Raw genomic sequence first — 20,611 nt, 5'->3', positions numbered from 1 at the left:
TCCGGGGCAAACCGCAGGGGGCGCCGGCTGCTAGAATGCGCGCCCCCGCGTCGCCGCCCGGATCCATTCGTCCATGATCGCTTTCCGCAACTTCGCCCTGCGCCGCGGCGAACGCCTGCTGCTGTCCCAGGTTGACCTCGCCCTGCACGCCGGCTGGCGCGTGGGCGTGATCGGCCGCAACGGCTGCGGCAAGTCGAGCCTGTTCGCGACCATCCTGGGCGAACACGACGCCGACATGGGCGACATCGACCTGCCGGGCAAGGTGCGCATCGCCAGCGTCTCGCAGGAAACGCCGTCGCTGCCGGATGCGGCGATCGACTTCGTGCTCTCCGGCGACACCGAGCTGCACGAGGTGATGCAGGCGGAAGCGAAGGCGATGGAAGCCGAGGACTGGGACGGCGTCGCCGCCGCGCACCAGCGCCTGGCCGAGATCAACGGTTACGACGGCACCGCGCGCGCCGGCAAGCTGCTGCACGGCCTGGGTTTCCCGGCGGAAACGCACAATACGCCGGTGTCGGATTTTTCCGGCGGCTGGCGCGTGCGCCTGAACCTGGCCCGGGCGCTGATGATGCCTTCGGACCTGATGCTGCTCGACGAACCCACCAACCACCTCGACCTCGATGCGGTGCTGTGGCTGGAACAGTGGCTGCTGAAGTACCCGGGCACGCTGCTGATGATCTCGCACGACCGCGAGTTCCTAGACGGCCTGAGCACGCACACGCTGCACCTGCATGAAGGCCGCGCCAAGCTCTACGCCGGCGACTACACCAGCTTCGAGCGCCAGCGTGCCGAACACCTGCGCCAGCAGCAGATCTCGCACGAGAAGGAACAGGCCGAGCGCGCCCACCTGCAGAGCTTCATCGACCGTTTCAAGGCCCAGGCCAGCAAGGCCCGCCAGGCCCAGAGCCGCATGAAGCGCCTGGCCAAGCTCACCGGCACCGAGGCCGTGCGCGCCGAGCGCAGTTTCCGCATCGCCTTCGCCACGCCGCCGAAGCTGCCGCATTCGCTGATCCGGCTCAACCATGTGGATGCCGGTTACCCCCTCTCAACCCTCCCCGCTTGCGGGGAGGGCAGGGTGGGGGTGAAGATTCTCGCGGATGTCGGCTTCGGCCTCGAGGCCGGCGACCGCATCGGCCTGCTCGGTCCCAACGGCGCCGGCAAGTCGACGCTGGTGAAGACCCTGGTCGGCGAACTGCCGCTGCTGAACGGCGAACGGGTCGCGCACCCGGACCTGCGCATCGGCTACTTCGCCCAGCACACGGTCGAGAGCCTGCACGAGGGCCAGAGCCCGCTGTGGCACCTGAAGGAGCTGGCGCCGAACGCCGGCGAGCAGCAGCTGCGCAATTTCCTCGGCCGCTGGAATTTCGTCGGCGACCGCGCCTTCGAAAGCGTGGACGGTTTCTCCGGCGGCGAACGCGCGCGCCTGGCGCTGGCGCTGATCGCCTTCCTCGAGCCGAACGTGCTGCTGCTCGACGAACCGACCAACCACCTCGACCTGGACATGCGCGAAGCACTGGCCGAGGCGCTGAGCGATTTCCCCGGCGCGATCGTGCTGGTCTCGCACGACCGCCACCTGATCGGCCTGGTCTGCGAATCCTTCTGGCGCGTGGCCGACGGCAAGGTCGAGGAGTTCAACGGCGACCTGGACGAATACGCCGCCTGGCTGCGCAGCCGCAACAACGAACCGAAGGCGGTAAAAGCCGTCGCCGCGAAGCCGGCCCCGGCGCCGAAGCCGGTGCGCACGAAGCAGGAAACCGATGCCGCCGGCAAACGCCTGAAGCAGGTCGAAGCGCGCATCGCCGCGCTTCAGACCGAACTCGGCCAGATCGAGTCCCAGCTCGCCGACCCCACCATCTACGGCAACGATGGCGGCATCGAGATCGCGCAGCTGGCGCAGCGCCAGGGCGAACTGGCCGCCGAGAAGGACACGCTGGAAGCCGAATGGCTCGAACTGTACGAGGCCGTCGGCGCCTGAAGGCTTGGACGCGGCGGGACCCGCCCACCAGGCCAGCGTGGATCAGTCGGCGCCGCCGGCCCTGCCGCGCGCACTGCGCGTGGCGGCGATCGGGATGACATTGGCGACGGTGGGCATGGGGCTGGCCTCCTGGTGATCGGTGCTGGCGGCCACCGCCGCCAGGAAGTCGCGGCCCCAGCGGTCCACGTCGTGTTCCTCGACGATTCCGAACAATTGCCGCAGCCGGCCGTCGGCCTCGTCCGGATGCATCGCCAGCGCCTGCGCAAGAGCCGCGGTGAGGTCTGCCGGATCATGCGGATTGGTCAGCAGCGCGCCCTTGAGTTCGGCGGCGGCACCGGCGAATTCGGACAGCACGAGCACGCCGCGTCCGCCCTCGAGGCCCTGCGTGGCGACGAATTCCTTGGCCACCAGGTTCAGGCCGTCGCGCAGCGGCGTGATCCACATGACATCGGCGGCGGCGTAGTGCGCCACCACTTCCTCGAACGGCAGCGGCCGGGCGAAAAAACGCACCGGCGTCCAGTCCAGGCGTGAATGTTTGCCGTTGATGCGGCCGACCGCCTGTTCGATCTGGGTCTGCAGCTGGCGGTAGATCGTCATCTCCTTCGCCGCCGGCACGCAGATCACCACCAGGTGACCTTGCCCTGCAGTTGCGGCTGGGCTTCGAGCAGGCGGTCGAAGGCCTCGAGTTTCTCCAGCGTGCCCTTGGTGTAGTCCAGGCGTTCGATCGACAGCACCAGCTTGCGCGGGCTGATCTCGCGGCGCAGTTTCTCCAGGCCGTTGCGCACCGCCGGCTGGGCCAGCACCGAGCGGATGCGGCCCAGGTCGGTGCCGACCGGGTGCGCGCCCAGGCCGATCTCGCGGCCGTGGATGCGCAGCCGCGTGGTCATGGTGTCCAGGCCGACCGCGCAGCCGTAGGTCAGGAAACGTGGCGCGCAGGATTCGCGTGCCAGCACCTCGGTCGGCATCGCGCCGCGCACCACGTCAACGAAGTTCTCCACCTGGCGCGGGATGTGGAAGCCGATGTAGTCGCAGCTGAGCAGGCTGCCCAGGATCTCGCGCCGCCAGGGCACCACGTTGAAGATGTCGGCCGAAGGGAAATAGGTGTGGTGGAAGAAGGCGATCTTCAGGTCCGGGCGCAGTTCGCGCAGGCGGCCGGGCACCATCCACAGGTTGTAGTCGTGCAGCCAGACGGTGGCGCCGGGTGCGGCCTCGGCGGCGGCGGCTTCGGCGAAGCGCCGGTTGACGCGCAGGAAGATCTTCCAGTCCTCCTCGCGGAAGCGCGCGCGCTCCCAGAAGGTGTGCAGCATCGGCCAGAAGGCTTCCTTCGAGAAACGCTTGTAGAACGCGTCCACCTCGGCCTTGCTCAGCGGCACGCGTACGGCGGTGAGCTGCGGGTAGTTGTCGGCGTCCACCGACGTGTGGGTTTCGAACGCACCCTGTTTCGGGTCGTCGATGCTCCAGGCCACCCAGGACCCGGCCTGGCCCTTGCCGAAGAAGCTGAGCAGGCTGGGGATGATGCCGTTGGGCGAACTCGGGCGGCGGCGCACCAGCGCACCGTTCTCGACGGCCTCTTCGTACGGCAGGCGGTGGTAGACCATCACCAGGTCGGCCTTGCCGTGTTCCGTGTCCGCGCTGGCCGGGCGTGCCGATTCGTCGCCGGCGAGCAGGCCGAAATGTTCGATCGCCTCGAGGATGCCGCCGCAGCCGGGCGCCTCGGCGTGCAGCACATGGTCGAGTTCGCGGGTGGCGTCCAGCAGCGCCGGTTCGGATTCGCCCACGCAGACGCCGCGGAAGCCGGCTTCGTACATGGACAGGTCGTTGAGCGTGTCGCCGGCCACCAGGATGCGTTCGCGCGGCAGCCGCAGCTGGGCCGCCAGCGCGGCCAGGGTGCGGCCCTTGTCGGTCCGCGGCGGCAGGATGTCGAGATAGAGGTCGGCCGAGTAGAGCACCGAACAACCCAGGTCGCGGGCCGCGCGCTCGATGCCGGCGCGTTGCGGTTCCAGTGCCCCGGGTTCACAGAAATAGGAGCAGCGGCGTTCCTGCGGCACGTCCTGGCGCTGCAGGGCGGGGAATTCGCGCATGGCTTCGGCGACCGGGCGCTCGCCCGGCCAGCGCGCGTCGATGGTCGACTGCAGTGGCTGCAGTGGCTGCAGGCTGCGGCCGTCCACCACGGTCGCGCCGACATCGCAGATCAGATAGTCCGGTCGCGGCAGGGCGGGGTCGGACAGCAGGGGCATCACCGCTTCCAGGCCGCGGCCGGTGATCCAGGCCAGGCGGATGCGCGGGTGTTCGTCCACCAGGCGGTACAGGTGCTGGCGCGCCAGCGGGTCGCCCGCCAGGAAGGTGCCGTCGAGGTCGGTGGCCAGGATCAGGTGGGGCGTGTCGTCACGTTCAACGGGCAGCGTTTTTTTCTGGGTGCTCAACGGTCTTCCTTGCGGGGTGGGTCGGATTCGGTTTCAGCCAGCAGCCCGAGCGCGCCGGGGGTGGTGCGCAGCATCGGATGAAACTGCGCCGGATGCGGGCGGGCGCGGCGGTGCGCGGTCAGGCGCAGCAGCAGATAGAAGGTCAGCAGCCCGAACACGCCGGCGAAGAACAGTGGAAGCGCCGTCGGCCCGAAGTGGCTCATGCCCTGGCCGGCCAGGGCCGGGCCGAACATCGCGCCGATGCCGTGCACGAGAAGCAGACTGCTGCAGCCTGCCAGCAGGTCGTCGGCGGGCAGGGTGTCGAGCATGTGCGCGACGCTCATCGGGTAGATCGAAAACGCCAGGCCGCCGTAGGCGAAAAACGCCGCGAACAGCACACCCGGCGACCAGGTCGTGACCGCGCCGGCGGCCAGCGCCACGCCGGCGGCCAGTGCGCAGGCCAGGGCCAGGCCGATGCGCCGGTCCACGCGGTCGGACAAACGTCCCAGCGGCCACTGCAGCAGGGCGCCGCCCATGATGGTGGCGACCATGAACCAGGCGATGCCGCTGCGGTCCAGGCCCAGTTGCGCGGCATAGGCCGGGCCCAGGCCCCAGAACGCGCCCATCGCCACCCCGGACAGCCCGGCGCTGGCCGCTGCCGCCGGTGCGGTGCGGTAGAGCCGGGCCAGGCCCAGCCGCGGTGTCGGCGGGAAACTCGGCTGCGCCAGCCGGGTCAGCGTCACCGGCAGTGCCGCCGCGCAGACCAGGATCGCCACCAGGCTGAACAGGGCGAAGCCGCGGTCCACGCCCAGGCCCAGCAGCAGCTGGCCACCGGCCAGCGCCGTCAGGTTCACCGCCATGTAGATCGCGAAGATGCGGCTGCGGTGTTCGGGCTGGGGCTGGGCATTGAGCCAGCTCTCGATCACCGTGTACAGCCCCACCAGGGCCACGCCGGTGAGCACGCGCAGGCCGAACCAGGCCCAGGATCCACCCACAGCGGGTGCAGCAGCACCGCGATCGCACACAAGCCGGTGCAGAACGCGAAGGCGCGGACATGGCCGATCCGGCCGATCAGCGGCGGCGCGGTATAGGTGCCCAGGAAAAAACCGGCGAAGTAGCCGGACATCACCAGGCCCAGGGTCTGTTCGTCGAAGCCCTCCAGCCCGCCGCGCACCGCCAGCAAGGTTCCCAGGAGGCCGCTGCCCGTAAGGAGCAGCGCCACGCCCGCCAGCAGGGCGGTCAGGGGCAGCACCACGGATATCATCGTTTGTCCTGTTTTTGCAGGGCCGCGAATTGTAACACATTGATCTGATTGAAAAATTAACCTAGATTCAGTCACTTGCCGGCCGCGCGCCCCGTGCCTGGGCTTGAACTCGTGCCGCCCATACCCACTAATGCGCGCACTCGGCCCCGGCCCCCAAGATTCCGCGACACATGCCCATCTACGCCTTTGAATGCGCCCAGTGCGGCCACACCTTCGACCGCCTGCAGAAGATGTCCGACCCGGACCCCACCACCTGCCCGGCCTGTGGCGCCGAAGCGGTGGGGCGCCAGCTGACCGCGCCCAGCTTCCGCCTGGCCGGCGGTGGCTGGTACGAAACCGACTTCAAGAAGGACGGCGACAGGAAGCGCAACCTGGCCGAGGGTTCGACCGGCAAAGCCGAGGCCAAGCCCGAGCCGTCCCCGGCTCCGGCCGCGGCCGCCAAACCCGCCGATCCCAAACCCGCCGGCTGAGCCGGTTGCCCGGCTCCAGCGGGGCGGGGTAGGGTCGGGCCATGAAAATCCTCCCGACCGCGAGCCTGCTCGCCACCGCCCTGCTGCTGGCCGCCTGCGCCAGTGCGCCGAAGAACGAACCCGTCGTCGCGATCCCGGGCCTGCCCGAACCGCTGCCGCCACCCGCCATGGACGATGCCGGCGTCACCGCCGCGCCGGCCGACGCCTTCATGGCCGCCATCGCCCGCCATTGCGGCCAGGCTTTCGCCGGCAGGGTGGTGGTGGACGAACCCGCCAGCGCCGACAACCCCTTCGCCGGCAAGGCGCTGGTGATGCACGTGCGCGAATGCGGCCCGGACGCGCTGCGGGTGCCTTTCCATGTCGGCGACGACCATTCGCGCACCTGGGTGCTGACCCGCACGCCGGCCGGCCTGCGCCTCAAGCACGACCACCGCCACGCCGACGGCAGCCCCGATGCGGTGACGATGTACGGCGGCGACACCGACAGCGCCGGCACCGCGATCCGCCAGGCCTTCCCGGTTGACGCCGAATCGGTGGCGATGTTCGAGCGCGAGGGCCTGAAGGCCTCGGTCACCAACACCTGGGCCATGGAGATCGAGCCCGGCAAACGGTTCCTGTATGAACTCGCGCGCCCGGGTGGCCGCCTGTTCCAGGTCGAGTTCGACCTGACGCAGCCGGTGCCGCCCCCGCCGGCGCCCCGGGGCAGCGCGATCCAGTAGCCCTGACCGGGCGGGATCGCAGCCCAGGCTCCGGGCCTTGGGCCCTGATTTGCGGCCATGGCCGCGCGGGCCCTAAAATTCAACACTTTCCGCCGCCCGTCCGGGCCGGCGCACCCTTCCGGAGTTTCCATGCGCAGCCATTTCTGCGGCCTCGTCGACGAGTCGATGATCGGCCAGACCGTCACCCTTTGCGGCTGGGCCGACGTCGCCCGCGACCTGGGCGGCCTGTGCTTCATCGACCTGCGCGACCACGAGGGCATCGTCCAGGTGGTGGCCGAGCCGTCCGACGACGCCGGCAACGCCGCCGTCGTGGCCGCGGCGTCGAAGGTGCATTACGAGGACTGCCTGCGCATCACCGGCGTGGTGCGCGCGCGCCATTCGGTGAACGACAGGATCCGCACCGGCAAGGTCGAAGTGCTGGCGACGGAAATCGAGGTGCTGAACAAGGCCGAGCCGCTGCCTTTCCATGCGCACGAGAACGCCGGCGAAGAAACCCGCCTGAAGTACCGCTACCTCGACCTGCGCCGCCCCGAGATGCAGAAGATGATGCGCACGCGCATCAAGCTGGTGCAGGCGCTGCGCCGCTTCCTCGACGCGCGCGGTTTCCATGGACATCGAGACGCCGATCCTGACCAAGGCCACGCCGGAAGGCGCACGCGACTTCCTGGTGCCCGCGCGCATGCATCCGGGCGAGTTCTACGCTTTGCCGCAGTCGCCGCAGCTGTTCAAGCAGATCCTGATGGTGGCCGGCTTCGACCGCTACTACCAGATCGCGCGCTGCTTCCGCGACGAGGCCCTGCGCGCCGACCGGCAGCTCGAGTTCACCCAGCTGGACATGGAGTTCGCGTGGGTGCGCGAGGCCGACGTGCAGGATGAAGTCGAGGGCATGATCCGCGCGATCTTCAAGGAAGTGATCGACGCCGATCTCGACGCCACCTTCCCGCGCCTGACCTGGGCCGAGGCCATGCGCCGCTTCGGTTCCGACAAACCCGACCTGCGCAATCCGCTGGAACTGGTGGACGTGGCGGAGCTGGTGAAGGGCTGCGAGTTCAAGGTCTTCACCGACGCCGCGAATGATCCCGACGGCCGCGTGGCCGCGCTGCGCATCCCGGGCGGCGCGTCGCTGAGCCGCAAGCAGATCGACGAATACGCCGCGCACGCCGCCAAGTACGGCGCCAAGGGCCTGGCCTACGCCAAGCTCGACGAGAACGGCGCGGTGAACTCACCGGTCGCCAAGTTCTTCGCCGAAGACGCGTTCGCCGCGCTGCTGGCCGCGACCGGTGCGCAGAAGGGCGACATCGTCTTCTTCGGCGCCGGCGGCTACAACAGGACCAGCGACTTCATGGGCGCGGTGCGCCTGAAGGCCGGCAAGGACTTCAACCTGGTGGCCGATGGCTGGAAGCCGCTGTGGGTCACCGATTTCCCGATGTTCGAGTGGGACGACGAGGCGTCGCGTTTCGTGGCGCTGCACCACCCTTTCACCGCGCCCGCCATCGACGACATCGCCGAACTCAAGGCCAATGCGCGCATCGCCGTTTCGCGCGGTTACGACATGGTGCTCAACGGCAACGAGATCGGCGGCGGTTCGATCCGCATCCATCGTTCCGACATGCAGAGCGCGGTGTTCGAGCTGCTGGGCATCGGCGCCGAGGAGGCCGAGGGCAAGTTCGGCTTCCTGCTCGACGCGCTGCGCTTCGGCGCGCCGCCGCATGGCGGCATCGCCTTCGGCATCGACCGCATCGCCGCGCTGATGGCCGGCACCGAGTCCATCCGCGACGTCATCGCGTTCCCGAAGACCACCACCGCGCAGTGCCTGATGACCGGCGCGCCGTCGCCGGTGCCGGACGCGCAGCTGGCCGAAGTGCACGTGATGGTGCGGCCGAAGGCCGAATAATCGGGTGCAGATCCGTCGCGCCACGCCCGCCGACGCCGAGGCGCTCTCACGGATCGCCGAGCGCACTTTCGTCGAGGCCTTCGGACATCTTTATCCGGCCGAGGACCTCGAGGCGTTCCTGCGCGAGTCCTATGCGGTGGATCGCCAGCGCGTGATCCTGGAGACGCCGGGTTACGCGGTCTGGCTGCTGGAGCACGAAGGCGAAATCGTCGGCCACGCCGCGGCCGGCCCCTGTGGCCTGCCGAACCCGGACGTGAAGCCCGGCGACGGCGAGCTCAAGCGCCTGTACGTGTTGCGCGAGCACCAGAACGGCGGTTGGGGCGGGCGGCTGTTCCATATGGTGATGGACTGGCTGCTGGCCGACGGCCCGCGCACGCTGTGGATCGGCGTGTGGTCGGAGAACGTTGGCGCGCAGCGGTTCTACGCCCGGCACGGCTTCGTTAAAGTCGGCGAACATGAGTTCCCGGTCGGGCGCGTGGTCGATCGCGAGTTTACTTTGCGGCGGGACGCCGGCTGACGTTTCGTAGTCGCGGTGTCTGGCGCCGTCATCACCGCGGAAGTGAAGTGCTCTTTCTGCTCAGTGAAGCCTCATTTCGCAGAAAGAGCCCTTCACTTCCACGGCGCTGCCGGTGCATTTCACCCGGATCGCTGATTGGAGGGCCGGTGCGGCATCGGCGCTCGGCGTACGCGTGCGGGTTCGCGGGCTTCCGCGTGTGCGATCTTTCCTGCGCATCACGTTTGGCTAAGGCGGGCAACGCGAAAAGCCGGCGGCTCGCCCATCGCGGGCGCGTTCCCCTGAACGCGTCTGGTGCCTTCGGGGCGAGATTGGGTTGTAGGCGAGCGCGGTGCTTCTGGCGAAAATCGGGCAGGGGTGTGCGGCGCATCGCGCCGCCCGCCTTTCGCCGCTCCGCGGCGAGCACTCCTTCCGCACTTGCCCCAATGGCACCAGACGCGTTCAGGGGAACGCGCCGCGACGTGACGCGGTGTGGAGAAGGGGCTCGTCCCGTTTAACCGCGAGATCCGCAGGAAAGATCGCACACGCGGAAGCCCGCCAAGCCACACGCGTATGCAGGGCGCCTATGCCCCCAAGAACTCCGTCACGAAACCGCGCCGACACGACCGGCAGCGCCGGGGAAGTGGATACCTCTTTCTGCGAAATAAAAGGCTTCACTGAGCAGAAAGAGGTATCCACTTCCCCGGTGTTGCCGGCCCAGATAAGTGGGCAAACAAAGGCAGGCCTCAAGCCCCCCCAGCCGCAGATCAGCCCAAATCCCCGCCATCCCGGCTTAGACTCCGCCCTGGTCCCGACCCGAGCCGCGCCCTGAGCGACACGCCCCGCCAACACGTCGTCCTGCTGCATGGCGTCTGGATGCGCGGCCTGAGCCTGGTGCCGCTTGCGCGCCGGCTCGAAGCACGGGGATTCACGACGCACCGGTTCGACTACGCCAGCCTGTTCCAGTGGCCGGGAGCGACTGTCGACCGCCTGGCCGCGGAACTTCGATCGCTTGCGCCCGGCCCGGTGCACCTGGTCGGCCACAGCCTGGGCGGCCTGATGGCGCTGGAAACGCTTTCCTGTCATGCCGGCCTGCCGCCTGGGCGGGTGGTCTGCCTGGGCTCGCCGCTGGCGGGCAGCAGTGCCGCCCGCGGCATGGCCATGAACCATCTTTCGCCCCTGCTGGGTCGCAGCGCCACCTTGTTGAAAGCGGGTCTGGTCAACGTGCCCAGCGGCCGCGAGGTCGGGGTGGTCGCGGGGTCGCGGGCCGCGGGCCTGGGCAGGCTGTTCGGTGCTTTCGACGGACCCAGCGACGGCACCGTGGCCGTCTGGGAAACCCGCCTGCCGGGCCTGGCCGACCATCGAGTGCTGCCGGTCAGCCACACCGGCATGATCTTTTCGGCCCCGGTGGCCGAACTGGCCGCGGGTTTCCTGCGCGACGGCCGGTTTCCGGCCTGAGGCGGGGACCCCGGCGGCCGTATAATCGCCGCTTCGCACACGATCAAGCAGGGTTCCATGGGCAGATTGATGGCCATCGAAGGGCGCAAGAACGCCCAGGGACGCCAAACGCGGCAAGGTCTTCACCAAGATCATCCGCGAGATTTCCACCGCCGCACGCCTGGGCGGCGGCGACCCCAAGTCCAACCCGCGCCTGCGCACCGCCGTGGACAAGGGCCTGGCTGTGAACATGTCGCGCGACGTGCTGGAACGCGCCATCAAGAAGGCCACCGGCGAACTCGAGGGCGTGAGTTACGAGGAAATCCGCTACGAAGGTTATGCACCGGGCGGCGTCGCGGTGATCGTCGACTGCCTGACCGACAACAAGGTGCGCACCGTCGCCGACGTGCGGCATGCCTTCAACAAGTGCGGCGGCAACCTCGGCACCGACGGTTCGGTTGCCTTCATGTTCAAGAAGCTGGGCGTGCTCAGCTTCGGCCCGGGCAGCAGCGAGGACGCGATCACCGAGGCCGCCATCGAGGCCGGCGCCGACGATGTGGCCAGCTATCCGGAAGACGGCCTGATCGAAGTTTTGACCGCGCCCGAATCCTTCGAAGCGGTGAAAGCCGCCATGGCCGCAGCAGGCTTCGTGCCGCTGGATGCCGAGGTGACGATGCGCGCCGGGAACGACATCGCGGTGACCGGCGACACCGCGCTGCAGGTCAAGAAGATGCTCGACATGCTCGAGGACCTGGACGACGTGCAGAACGTCTACTCCAACGCCGACCTGGGCGACGCCGCCTACCAGTGACCCGCATCCTCGGCATCGATCCGGGTTCGCAGCGCACCGGCATCGGCCTGATCGATGTCGACGCCGCGGGCAGGTGCGCCTACGTGCACTGCCAGGCGCTGAACCTGCTGGTGGACACCGACGACTTCCCGGCACGGCTGGGCAAGCTGGTGTTCGACCTGGAGGAAGTGCTGGACCAATGGCAGCCGACGGTGGTCGCCATCGAATCGGTGTTCATGGACAAGTCCGCGACCTCGGCGCTCAAGCTCGGCCACGCCCGCGGCGCCGCGATCGCCACGGTGGTGCGCCGCGGCCTCTCGGTCAGCGAGTACGCGCCACGCCTGATCAAGCAGTCCCTGGTCGGCAGCGGCGCCGCCGACAAGACCCAGGTGCAGCACATGGTCCGCCTGTTGCTCAATCTGGGCGAACAGAAACTGCAGGCGGATGCCGCCGACGCGCTCGCGGTCGCACTGACGCACGCCCACACCAGCGCCACCGCCGGCCGTTCCGGCCTGACGGCTGCATTGCTGAGGCGTCGCAGGTGAGCGCGCACAGACAAACTCCCTCCCCTGCTTGCAGGGGAGGGCTGGGGAGGGGTGAGTGCTTGCTCCGAAGTTCCACCCCCTCCCAACCTCCCCCTGCGAGCAGGGGGAGGGGCCAAGCTCCGGAGTAAACGAAGAATGATCGGTAGATTGAAGGGATTGCTGGTCTACAAGGCGCCGCCGGCCCTGATGGTGGACGTGGGCGGCGTGGGCTACGAGCTGTCGGCGCCGATGAGCACCTTCTACGACCTGCCCGAGGTCGGTCGCGAGGTCACGCTGTTCACCCATTACGCGGTGAAGGAAGACGGCGTCGCGCTGTACGGCTTCCTCACCGAATCCGAGCGCCGGCTGTTCCGCGAGGTGCAGAAGGTGACCGGCGTCGGCGCCAAGATCGCGCTGGCCGTGCTGTCCGGTGCCAGCGTGGACGATTTCGCGCGCCTGGTGCAGTCCGGCGACATCACCGCGTTGACCCGCATTCCCGGCATCGGCAAGAAGACCGCCGAGCGCATGGTGGTCGAACTGCGCGACCGCGCGGCCGATTTCGCCGGCGGCGGCATTGCCGTGGTCACCGGCAAGGGCGGCGCGGTGCCGGCCGACCCGGTCGCGGAAGCCAGCGTGGCCCTGACCCAGCTGGGCTACAAGCCGGCCGAAGTGCAGCGCATGCTCAAGCAGGCCGAACCCGGCGACAGCGCCGAGGACATCATCCGCAAGGCCTTGAAGTCGGTCCTGCGCGGCTGAAAAAGACCGGCCGGAAGGCCGGCTGGCAGCAGTTTCCCTGCCATAATCGACGCCCATGGAAGACACCCGCGTCATCGCCCCCGCCGCCACCCGCGAAGACGACCTGGCCGAGGCCAGCATCCGGCCCAAGCGGCTGGACGACTACTTGGGCCAGCAGCCCGTCCGCGAACAGCTCAAGATCGCCATCGAGGCCGCCAAGGGCCGCGGCGAGGCCATGGACCACGTGCTGATCTTCGGGCCGCCGGGCCTGGGCAAGACCACGCTCAGCCACGTCATCGCCAACGAACTGGGCGTGAACCTGCGCCAGACCTCGGGCCCGGTGATCGAACGCGCCGGCGACCTGGCCGCGCTGCTGACCAACCTGCAGCCGCACGACGTGCTGTTCGTCGACGAGATCCACCGCCTCTCGCCCGTGGTCGAGGAAGTGCTGTACCCGGCGATGGAGGACTTCCAGATCGACATCATGATCGGCGAGGGCCCCGCCGCCCGCTCGATCAAGCTCGACCTGCCGCCCTTCACCCTGATCGGCGCCACCACCCGCGCCGGCCTGCTCACCGCGCCCCTGCGCGACCGTTTCGGCATCGTCCAGCGGCTGGAGTTCTACAGCGCCGAGGAGCTGACGCGGATCGTGCGCCGTTCGGCCACCATCCTGGGCATCGAATGCGCTCCGGACGGGGCGGGTGAGATCGCCCGCCGCAGCCGCGGCACGCCCCGCATCGCCAACCGCCTGTTGCGCCGCGTGCGCGACTTCGCCCAGGTGCGCGCCGGCGGCGTGATCACCCGCGAAGTGGCCGACGACGCGATGGCGATGCTGAAGGTGGACGCCGAGGGTTTCGACCAGCTCGACCGCCGCATGCTGGCCATGATCATCGAGAACTTCGAGGGTGGCCCGGTCGGCGTCGAATCGCTGGCCGCGGCCCTGAGCGAGGAGCGCGGCACGCTGGAGGACGTCATCGAGCCCTACCTGATCCAGCAGGGTTACCTGGTCCGCAGCGCGCGCGGCCGTTTGGTGACCCACAAGGCCTATACCCATCTCGGCCTGAAAGCCCCGAAAAAACAGCCGAATCCCGATCTTTTCGAGACATGAACGGCGATCCGTTCAGCTTCCCGATAAGGGTCTACTGGGAGGATACCGACGCTGGCGGGGTGGTCTATCACGCCAGCTACGTGCGGTTATGGAGCGCGCGCGCACCGAATGGCTGCGCGCCCAGGGGTGGGACAGCAGGCCCTGCGCGAAAGCGAGGACCTGGTCCTGGTCATCCGCGACATGAACATCGACTTCCACAAACCCGCGAAACTCGACGACGAACTGAGGGTCAGTGCCGTCATGACCGAGCGCCGCAAAGCCAGCCTGCTGATCGAGCAGGAGATCACCCGGGGTGGCCAGGCCCTGGTCCGCGCGACGGTACGCGTGGCCTGCCTGACCGCTTCCAGCTTCAAACCGCGGCCGCTGCCCGAGTGGCTGGCCGCGGACCCATCCTGAATCCGGAGTCCCAGCGATGTCGTTGACCCATGCCCTGATCCTTGCCGCCGCGCCGGTGACCGAACTGCCGCCCGAGGCGCTTCCGGCCGCCGCCGACGCCGCCGCGGAAGCGGGCAGCCACGGCATCAGCTACGTGCAGCTGCTGTTGCAGGCCAGCCTGCCGGTGCAGGTGATCATGCTGCTGCTGGCGCTGGGCTCGCTGCTGAGCTGGGTGATCATCTTCCGCAAGAACCGCATCTACGTGCGCGCCACCGACGAGGCCGACGAGTTCGAGACCCGCTTCTGGTCGGGTGTGGACCTGACCCAGCTCTACCGCTCGGCCACCGACCGCAACCGGGTGGTGTCGGGCCTGGAGGCGATCTTCGAGGCCGGCTTCCGTGAATACGCCCGCCTGCGCCAGAAGAAGGGCCTCGACGGCCGAACCCAGCTCGAAGGCGCCCAGCGCGCCATGCGCGCCACCTTCGCGCGTGAAGTGGACCGCCTGGAACACAACCTCGAGCTGCTGGCGAACATCGGTTCCACCGCGCCGTATGTCGGCCTGGTCGGCACCGTGTTCGGCATCATGGTGACCATGCATGGCCTGTCCACCGAGGCCAGCGCCTCGATCGCCGCGGTCGCGCCGGGCATTTCCGAAGCGCTGTTCGCCACTGCCATGGGCCTGTTCGTGGCCATCCCGGCGGTCTGGGCCTACAACCGCTTCGCCACCCGGGTCGAACGGCTGAGCGTGCGCTACGAATCCTTCGCCGAGGAGTTCTCCTCGATCCTGCAGCGGCAGTCCCACGTCGAGGAGTGAGCGGCCAACCCCGTTTCCTTCGACCACACGTTGAGAGCTGACGCATGTCCGCCACCATCACCCGCCACCGCCAGCGCAAGAAGCTCAAGGCCGACATCAACGTCGTGCCCTACATCGACGTGATGCTGGTGCTGCTGATCATCTTCATGGTGACCGCGCCGCTGCTGAACCTGGGCGTGGACGTCGAATTGCCGCAGGCCAACGCCAAGCCGGTGCAGCAGCAGAAGGAACCGGTGATCGTCTCGGTCACCGCCGACGGCGCCTACACGCTCAAGCTCGAGGGCGGCGCCAACGAACCGATCGACGCCACCACGCTGCAGGCCAAGGTCGCGGCCTTCGTGCGCGCCAATCCCGACGTGCCGGTGTTCGTCGCCGGCGCGCGTGATGCCGACTATTCCACCGTGTTCGACACCATGGTCCTGCTGCAGCAGGCCGGGGTGCCGCGCGTGGGCCTGATGGGACAACCCGCGGACAAGTGATGCACGCCGAGGCCATCCGCCAGCACGAAGGCAATGACGAGCTGCTGATGCCGGTGCTGATGGCGCTGGCGCTGCACGTGGCCATCGTCGTGCTGCTGTTGCTGGCCGGCTGGTGGCAGCCGATCCCCAAGGTGGTGTCCGTGGCGGGCCCTGTCGTCGAGGCCGCGCTGGTCGTGTCGCCCTCGGACGTGCGCGTGGCGGAGCAGGCCGCCCAGGAAGCCCCGAAGCCCGCCGAACGCGCCCCGGTCGAAACCGCGCCGCCGCCGCAGCCGTTGCCGGCCCCGCAGCCCCAGACAGCACCCGAACAGGTGCAGCCCAAGCCGCAGGAAGCCCAGCCCGAACCCGCGCCGGTGGACCAGGAAGCGGTCGCCCGCCTGGCGCTGGAGCAGCAGCAGGCCGAGGAGCGCGAAGAGCAGGAAGCCAAGCGCCGCCAGGAACAGATCGACCTGACCGAACGCGAGAAGCAGGCAGAAGCCGAACGCAAGCAGCGCCTGCGCGCCCAGCTCGAGGAAATCCGCAAGGAACGCGAAGCCGCCGAGCGCCGCACCAAGATGGAAGAGCAGCGCCTGCAGCAACTGGCTGACGCCCAGGCCAAGCCCACGCCGCAACCGCAACCCGCGCGCGAGCCGGTGCAGGCCGGCGGCAACAACGGCACCGACACCGACCTGGCGGCGCGGTACGCGCTGGCCCTGCACCAGACCGCGCAGTTGAACTGGAACCGCGCGCTCGCACCCGAACAGGTGGCCTGCAAGGTGCGCTTCACCCAGATCCCCGGCGGCGACGTGATCGACGTGCAGTTCCTGTCCTGCGGCTTCGATGCCCAGGGCCGCGAGTCGGTCGAACGTGCGCTGCGCCGCTCGCCCATGCCGTACGCCGGTTTCGAACCCGTGTTCCAGCGACAGATCGACCTGACGTTCTGCTACCCCGAAGAGGCCTGCCCACGATGAGACGTTTCCTTTCCTTCCTGGCGCTCGCGCTGTTGCTGCCCGCGGGCCTGGTCCGCGCCCAGGGCCTGGACATCGGCCTGGTCACCGGCAACGAATCCGCGCTGCCGATCGCGGTCGTGCCGATGCCCTACCCGGCACCAGCGTCGCCCCCGACACCGACATCGCCGCGGTGATCCGCGCCGACCTCAACCGCTCCGGGCAGTTCCGCGCCCTGATCGAACAGGACGTGATCGAAAAGCCCATCCGCGGCAGCGAGATCAAGTTCCCGACCTGGCGCGTGCTCAAGCAGGACTTCATCGTGGTCGGCCGGGTGCTCGACAGCGCCGACGGCGGCTACCGGGTCGAATACGAACTCTATGACGTCGCCAAGCAGGAACGCCTGCTGGGCATGGCGGTGGACGGCCACGCGCGCGGCATGCGCGGCGTCGCGCACCAGATCGCCGACCAGATCTACGAAAAGATCCTCGGCGTGCGCGGCGCGTTCTGGACCCGCATCGCCTACGTGATCGCCAATGGCGTGGGCGAGGGCACGCGTTATTCGCTGGTGCTGGCCGACGCCGACGGCTTCAATCCGCACGTGCTGATCCCCAACCGCGCCGAGCCGATCCTGTCGCCGGCGTGGAGCCCGGACGGCCGCAAGGTCGCCTTCGTCAGCTTCCGCCGCGGCAACTCCTCGGTCTACATCATCGACATCTACAGCGGCGTCGGCTTCGAGACGCCCATCGCTTCGTTCAAGGGCATCAACGGCGCACCGTCGTTCTCGCCCGACGGCCGCAAGCTGGCGCTGACCCTGTCCAAGTCCGGCAACCCCGAGATCTACGTGATGGACCTGGCCAGCCAGCAGCTGACCCAGATCACCCGCCACTACGGCATCGACACCGAGGCGGTCTGGACCCCGGACGGCCAGTCCCTGGTCTTCACCTCGGACCGGGCCGGCAAGCCGCAGCTCTACCAGGTGCCCGCCACGGGCGGTGAGGCGACCCGCCTCAGCTTCGCCGGCGATTCCAACGCAAAGGCCAGTATTTCCTTTGACGGCAAGAAGATAGCTATGGCGCAGGGCACTGGAAACGTTTATCGTATTGCCGTTCTTGACCGCAGCTTCGGCGGTGCGGGTCGCTGGCAGACACTGTCGCCGGGCAACCTCGACGAGTCGCCCAGCTTCGCCCCCAACGCCAGCATGCTGCTGTACGCCACGAAGGAAGGCCGTCGTGGCGTGCTGTACGCGGCTTCGGCCGACGGTCGGGTCAGGCAGCGATTGGTATTGGCTGATGGTGACGTCCGGGAGCCCGCCTGGTCACCTTATCGGCAGAAGTAATTAGGACGGGCCACACAACAACAAGCTCCATCACTGCATTCCGAAAATCGAGAGGGTTCCCCATGAATACCGCCACCCGCGTGCTGCTTGCCGCTTCCATCGTCATCGCCCTTGCCGCCTGCTCCAAGAAGGTCAAGGAAGAAGCCCCGACCCCCGAGCCGACCCCGACCCCGGTCGCCCCGGTGGACGACGGCCGTTATTCGCCGGAAGACCTGGACACCGACGCCTGCCTGCGTCAGCGCACCGTGTACTTCGACTTCGACCAGGACACCCTGCGTCCGGAGTTCCAGGCCATCATGGCCTGCCACGCCAAGTACCTGACCGACCGTCCGGAATCGCGCGTCACGCTGGAAGGCAACGCCGACGAGCGCGGCACCCGCGAGTACAACCTGGGACTGGGCGAGCGCCGTGGCAATGCCGTCTCCGGCGCCCTGCAGGGTGCGGGTGGTTCGGCCGGCCAGATCACCGTCGTGTCCTACGGTGAAGAGCGTCCGACCTGCACCGACACCAGCGAGACCTGCTGGCAGCAGAACCGCCGCGTCGAAATCGTCTACACCGCGAAGTAAGCGATGGGACGTCAGCGCATCCTCTGCGTTGTCACCGTGGTGGCCGCCCTCGTGGCGGCCACCCCGGCCATGGCCCAGCGTTTGAGCCTGGCCGAACGTGTCACCCTGCTCGAGAACGCCGCCAACGCCCAGAACCAGAGCGCCGGCCAGGCCAATCTCGAAGCCCAGAACCGCATCGTCGAGCTGCAGAGCGAAGTCCGCTCCCTGCGTGGCCTCGTCGAGACGCTGCAGAATGAAATCGAGCAGCTCAAGCAGAACAACCGCCAGCAGTACATCGACCTCGACGGCCGCCTGAGCCGGCTGGAGGGCGGTGCACCGGCTGCTGCGGCCTCCCCTGATTCCGCAGCCGCGGCGCCTGCCGCTGCTGCCAGCACTTCCGCTCCGGCGGCAAGCGCCACCACCGAGACGGCCGCTCCGGTCGATCCCGCCGCCGAGCAGGCCACCTACCAGGCCGCGCTCGACGCCCTGGTCGAGCGTTACGAAGCCGCCGACTCCGCCCGCCTGTTCCAGTCCTTCATCCAGGACTATCCGGAGAGCGCGCTGCTGCCCAACGCCTACTATTGGCTGGGCGAAAGTTATTACGTCACCCAGAACTACGAGCTGGCGCTGCAGGCCTTCCAGACCCTGCTGGGCCAGTACGCCGGCTCGCGCAAGGAAGCCGACGCGCTGCTCAAGACGGGTTATTGCCAGATCGCCCTGGGCCAGCGTGGCGAAGGCGAAGCGACCCTGCGCGACGTGATCTCGCGTTACCCGGGCACCGATCCGGCCGCGAAGGCCGAGAGCCGCCTGCGCACGCTCGCCCTCGAAAACCGCTGAGCCCGGCCCCGCGCCGGCGAATGTCATGCAAACCCCGGCCGCCGAGCGCCTGCGCCTGACCGAAATCTTCCTGTCCGTGCAGGGCGAAGCCCGCGCGGTCGGCTGGCCCACCGTGTTCGTGCGCCTCACCGGCTGCCCGCTGCGCTGCCAGTACTGCGACACCGCCTACGCCTTCCACGGCGGCGAGTGGTGGGACATCGAGACGATCCTGGCCGAAGTGGCGAAACACGGCGTGCGCCACGTCTGCGTCACCGGTGGCGAGCCGCTGGCGCAGAAGCGTTGCCTGGCCCTGCTGGAAAAACTCTGCGACGCCGGCTATGAGGTGTCGCTGGAAACCTCGGGCGCAATCGACATCGCCGGCGTGGACCCGCGCGTGAGCCGCGTGGTGGACCTCAAGACGCCGGGCTCGAAGGAAATGCACCGCAACCGGCTGGAAAACCTGCCGCTGCTGACCGTGCACGACCAGGTGAAGTTCGTCGTCTGCGACCGCGCCGACTACGAATGGGCGCGCGGCATGGTCGCCGAACACGCACTGCCGGAGCGCTGCGAGGTGCTGTTTTCGCCTTCGTTCGGCCAGGTGGCGCCGCGCGAGCTGGCCGAGTGGATACTGGCCGACAAACTCCCGGTGCGGTTCCAGATGCAGCTGCACAAGCAATTGTGGGGCGATGCGCAGGGGCGCTGAAGTGCGGCCCGGGCACGAGTTCATGCGGATAGAGCGAAGATGAAAAAAGCAGTCGTACTGGTCTCGGGTGGCATGGATTCGGCGGTGGTGCTGGCGCTGGCGCGCGAGCAGGGTTTCGCCTGCCATGCGCTCAGCGTGTCGTACGGCCAGCGCCACACCTCCGAACTCGCCGCCGCGGCCGAACTGGCGGCCAGTCAGGGCGCGGCCGAGCACAAGGTGGTGACGGTGGACCTGCGCAGCATCGGCGGCTCGGCGCTCACCGCCGACATCGCCGTGCCGGAAGCCGCCGCCGCCGGCATTCCCATCACCTACGTGCCGGCGCGCAACACCATCATGCTGTCGATCGCCCTGGGCTGGGCCGAGGTGCTGGGTGCCGACGACCTGTTCTGCGGCGTGAACGCGGTGGATTATTCGGGCTATCCCGACTGCCGCCCGGAGTTCATCGCCGCCTTCCAGGCCCTGGCCAACCTGGCCACCCAGGCCGGCGTCGAAGGCCATCGCCTGAAGGTGCATGCGCCGCTGATCCGGATGTCCAAGGCGCAGATCGCGCTCGAGGGCCAGCGCCTGGGCCTGGATTTCAGCCGCACGGTGTCGTGTTACCAGGCCGATGCCGAGGGCCGCGCCTGCGGCAAGTGCGATGCCTGCCGCCTGCGCGCCGAGGGCTTCGCCGCCGCCGGCCTGGCCGACCCCACGCGCTACGCGCCGCGCGGCTGATGGGTTAGAATTGCCGCCCTGCGCGGCTAGCGCAGGGTATTCAAACAGTTGGGCCGTTAGCTCAGTCGGTAGAGCAGAAGACTTTTAATCTT

15 protein-coding genes and 6 pseudogenes are annotated in these 20,611 nt (G+C 68.6%); 19 read left to right on the top strand and 2 right to left on the bottom strand.

All coding sequences use genetic code 11. From position 1 onward, the window contains the following. Positions 1 to 73: 73 nt before the first annotated feature. Positions 74 to 1,975 (top strand): ABC-F family ATP-binding cassette domain-containing protein, encoded by a 1,902-nt coding sequence (locus tag FRZ33_RS00105; RefSeq protein ID WP_146906927.1) that lies wholly within the window; start codon positions 74 to 76, stop codon positions 1,973 to 1,975. Positions 1,976 to 2,017: 42 nt separating this feature from the next. Here FRZ33_RS00105 and ggpS read toward each other — a convergent pair. Then, a pseudogene (ggpS, locus tag FRZ33_RS00100) lies at positions 2,018 to 4,398 on the bottom strand (glucosylglycerol-phosphate synthase). Further along, positions 4,395 to 5,629 (bottom strand): annotated as a pseudogene (locus FRZ33_RS00095) (MFS transporter). Before FRZ33_RS00095 ends, ggpS begins: the two co-directional pseudogenes overlap by 4 nt. Before the next feature lie 182 nt (positions 5,630 to 5,811). Between FRZ33_RS00095 and FRZ33_RS00090 the strand changes: the two are divergent. The 18 genes and pseudogenes from FRZ33_RS00090 (at position 5,812) to queC (ending at position 20,519) form a co-directional block, all read left to right on the top strand. Beyond that, positions 5,812 to 6,111: an FmdB family zinc ribbon protein gene (locus tag FRZ33_RS00090; RefSeq protein WP_146906926.1), complete on the top strand. Its 300-nt coding sequence runs from the start codon at positions 5,812 to 5,814 to the stop codon at positions 6,109 to 6,111. 167 nt (positions 6,112 to 6,278) lie between these two features. Beyond that, positions 6,279 to 6,830: a hypothetical protein gene (locus FRZ33_RS00085; RefSeq protein WP_146910536.1), complete on the top strand. Its 552-nt coding sequence runs from the start codon at positions 6,279 to 6,281 to the stop codon at positions 6,828 to 6,830. 129 nt (positions 6,831 to 6,959) lie between these two features. Next, positions 6,960 to 8,724: pseudogene (gene aspS / locus FRZ33_RS00080) on the top strand (aspartate--tRNA ligase). Positions 8,725 to 8,728: 4 nt separating this feature from the next. Continuing rightward, positions 8,729 to 9,241 carry a GNAT family N-acetyltransferase gene (locus tag FRZ33_RS00075; RefSeq protein ID WP_146906925.1) on the top strand — a complete coding sequence of 171 codons (513 nt, stop codon included), beginning with the start codon at positions 8,729 to 8,731 and terminating at the stop codon, positions 9,239 to 9,241. An 804-nt stretch (positions 9,242 to 10,045) separates the two neighbouring features. Further along, the gene (locus tag FRZ33_RS00070; RefSeq protein WP_227978363.1) at positions 10,046 to 10,675 is read left to right on the top strand and encodes an esterase/lipase family protein; all 630 of its coding nucleotides are present in this window, start codon (positions 10,046 to 10,048) and stop codon (positions 10,673 to 10,675) included. A gap of 57 nt (positions 10,676 to 10,732) precedes the next feature. Beyond that, positions 10,733 to 11,465: pseudogene (locus tag FRZ33_RS00065) on the top strand (YebC/PmpR family DNA-binding transcriptional regulator). Then, the gene (gene ruvC / locus FRZ33_RS00060; RefSeq protein ID WP_146906923.1) at positions 11,462 to 11,989 is read left to right on the top strand and encodes a crossover junction endodeoxyribonuclease RuvC; all 528 of its coding nucleotides are present in this window, start codon (positions 11,462 to 11,464) and stop codon (positions 11,987 to 11,989) included. Before FRZ33_RS00065 ends, ruvC begins: the two are co-directional and overlap by 4 nt. Positions 11,990 to 12,124: 135 nt before the next feature. After that, positions 12,125 to 12,724 carry a Holliday junction branch migration protein RuvA gene (gene ruvA, locus FRZ33_RS00055; RefSeq protein WP_146906922.1) on the top strand — a complete coding sequence of 200 codons (600 nt, stop codon included), beginning with the start codon at positions 12,125 to 12,127 and terminating at the stop codon, positions 12,722 to 12,724. A gap of 55 nt (positions 12,725 to 12,779) precedes the next feature. Beyond that, complete coding sequence (gene ruvB / locus FRZ33_RS00050) at positions 12,780 to 13,811, top strand: Holliday junction branch migration DNA helicase RuvB (RefSeq protein ID WP_146906921.1); 1,032 nt, start codon at positions 12,780 to 12,782, stop codon at positions 13,809 to 13,811. Further along, a pseudogene (gene ybgC, locus FRZ33_RS00045) lies at positions 13,808 to 14,207 on the top strand (tol-pal system-associated acyl-CoA thioesterase). The gene ruvB and the pseudogene ybgC overlap by 4 nt, the downstream one beginning before the upstream one ends. Before the next feature lie 16 nt (positions 14,208 to 14,223). Next, positions 14,224 to 15,000 (top strand): protein TolQ, encoded by a 777-nt coding sequence (tolQ, locus tag FRZ33_RS00040; protein ID WP_146906920.1) that lies wholly within the window; start codon positions 14,224 to 14,226, stop codon positions 14,998 to 15,000. Between the two features lie 44 nt (positions 15,001 to 15,044). Next, entirely contained in the window at positions 15,045 to 15,479 is a 435-nt protein-coding gene (tolR, locus tag FRZ33_RS00035; RefSeq protein ID WP_146906919.1) for a protein TolR, read from the top strand. After that, complete coding sequence (locus FRZ33_RS00030; protein WP_146906918.1) at positions 15,479 to 16,426, top strand: protein TolA; 948 nt, start codon at positions 15,479 to 15,481, stop codon at positions 16,424 to 16,426. The genes tolR and FRZ33_RS00030 overlap by 1 nt, the downstream gene beginning before the upstream one ends. After that, positions 16,423 to 17,741 (top strand): annotated as a pseudogene (gene tolB / locus FRZ33_RS00025) (Tol-Pal system beta propeller repeat protein TolB). Before FRZ33_RS00030 ends, tolB begins: the two are co-directional and overlap by 4 nt. 62 nt (positions 17,742 to 17,803) lie before the next feature. Continuing rightward, positions 17,804 to 18,307, top strand: coding sequence for a peptidoglycan-associated lipoprotein Pal (pal, locus tag FRZ33_RS00020; RefSeq protein ID WP_146906917.1), 504 nt, complete (start codon positions 17,804 to 17,806; stop codon positions 18,305 to 18,307). 3 nt (positions 18,308 to 18,310) lie between these two features. Continuing rightward, positions 18,311 to 19,123 (top strand): tol-pal system protein YbgF, encoded by an 813-nt coding sequence (ybgF, locus tag FRZ33_RS00015; RefSeq protein WP_146906916.1) that lies wholly within the window; start codon positions 18,311 to 18,313, stop codon positions 19,121 to 19,123. Positions 19,124 to 19,148: 25 nt separating this feature from the next. Continuing rightward, positions 19,149 to 19,805, top strand: a complete 657-nt coding sequence (queE, locus tag FRZ33_RS00010) for a 7-carboxy-7-deazaguanine synthase QueE (protein WP_146906915.1) — start codon at positions 19,149 to 19,151, stop codon at positions 19,803 to 19,805. Positions 19,806 to 19,844: 39 nt separating this feature from the next. After that, positions 19,845 to 20,519, top strand: a complete 675-nt coding sequence (queC, locus tag FRZ33_RS00005; protein WP_146906914.1) for a 7-cyano-7-deazaguanine synthase QueC — start codon at positions 19,845 to 19,847, stop codon at positions 20,517 to 20,519. Positions 20,520 to 20,611: the final 92 nt, after the last annotated feature.

Origin of the sequence: Arenimonas daejeonensis, assembly GCF_007993735.1 — a bacterium.
In the GTDB taxonomy this organism is placed as follows: Bacteria; Pseudomonadota; Gammaproteobacteria; order Xanthomonadales; family Xanthomonadaceae; genus Arenimonas; species Arenimonas daejeonensis.
This window is presented reverse-complemented; position numbering and strand designations above follow the sequence as displayed.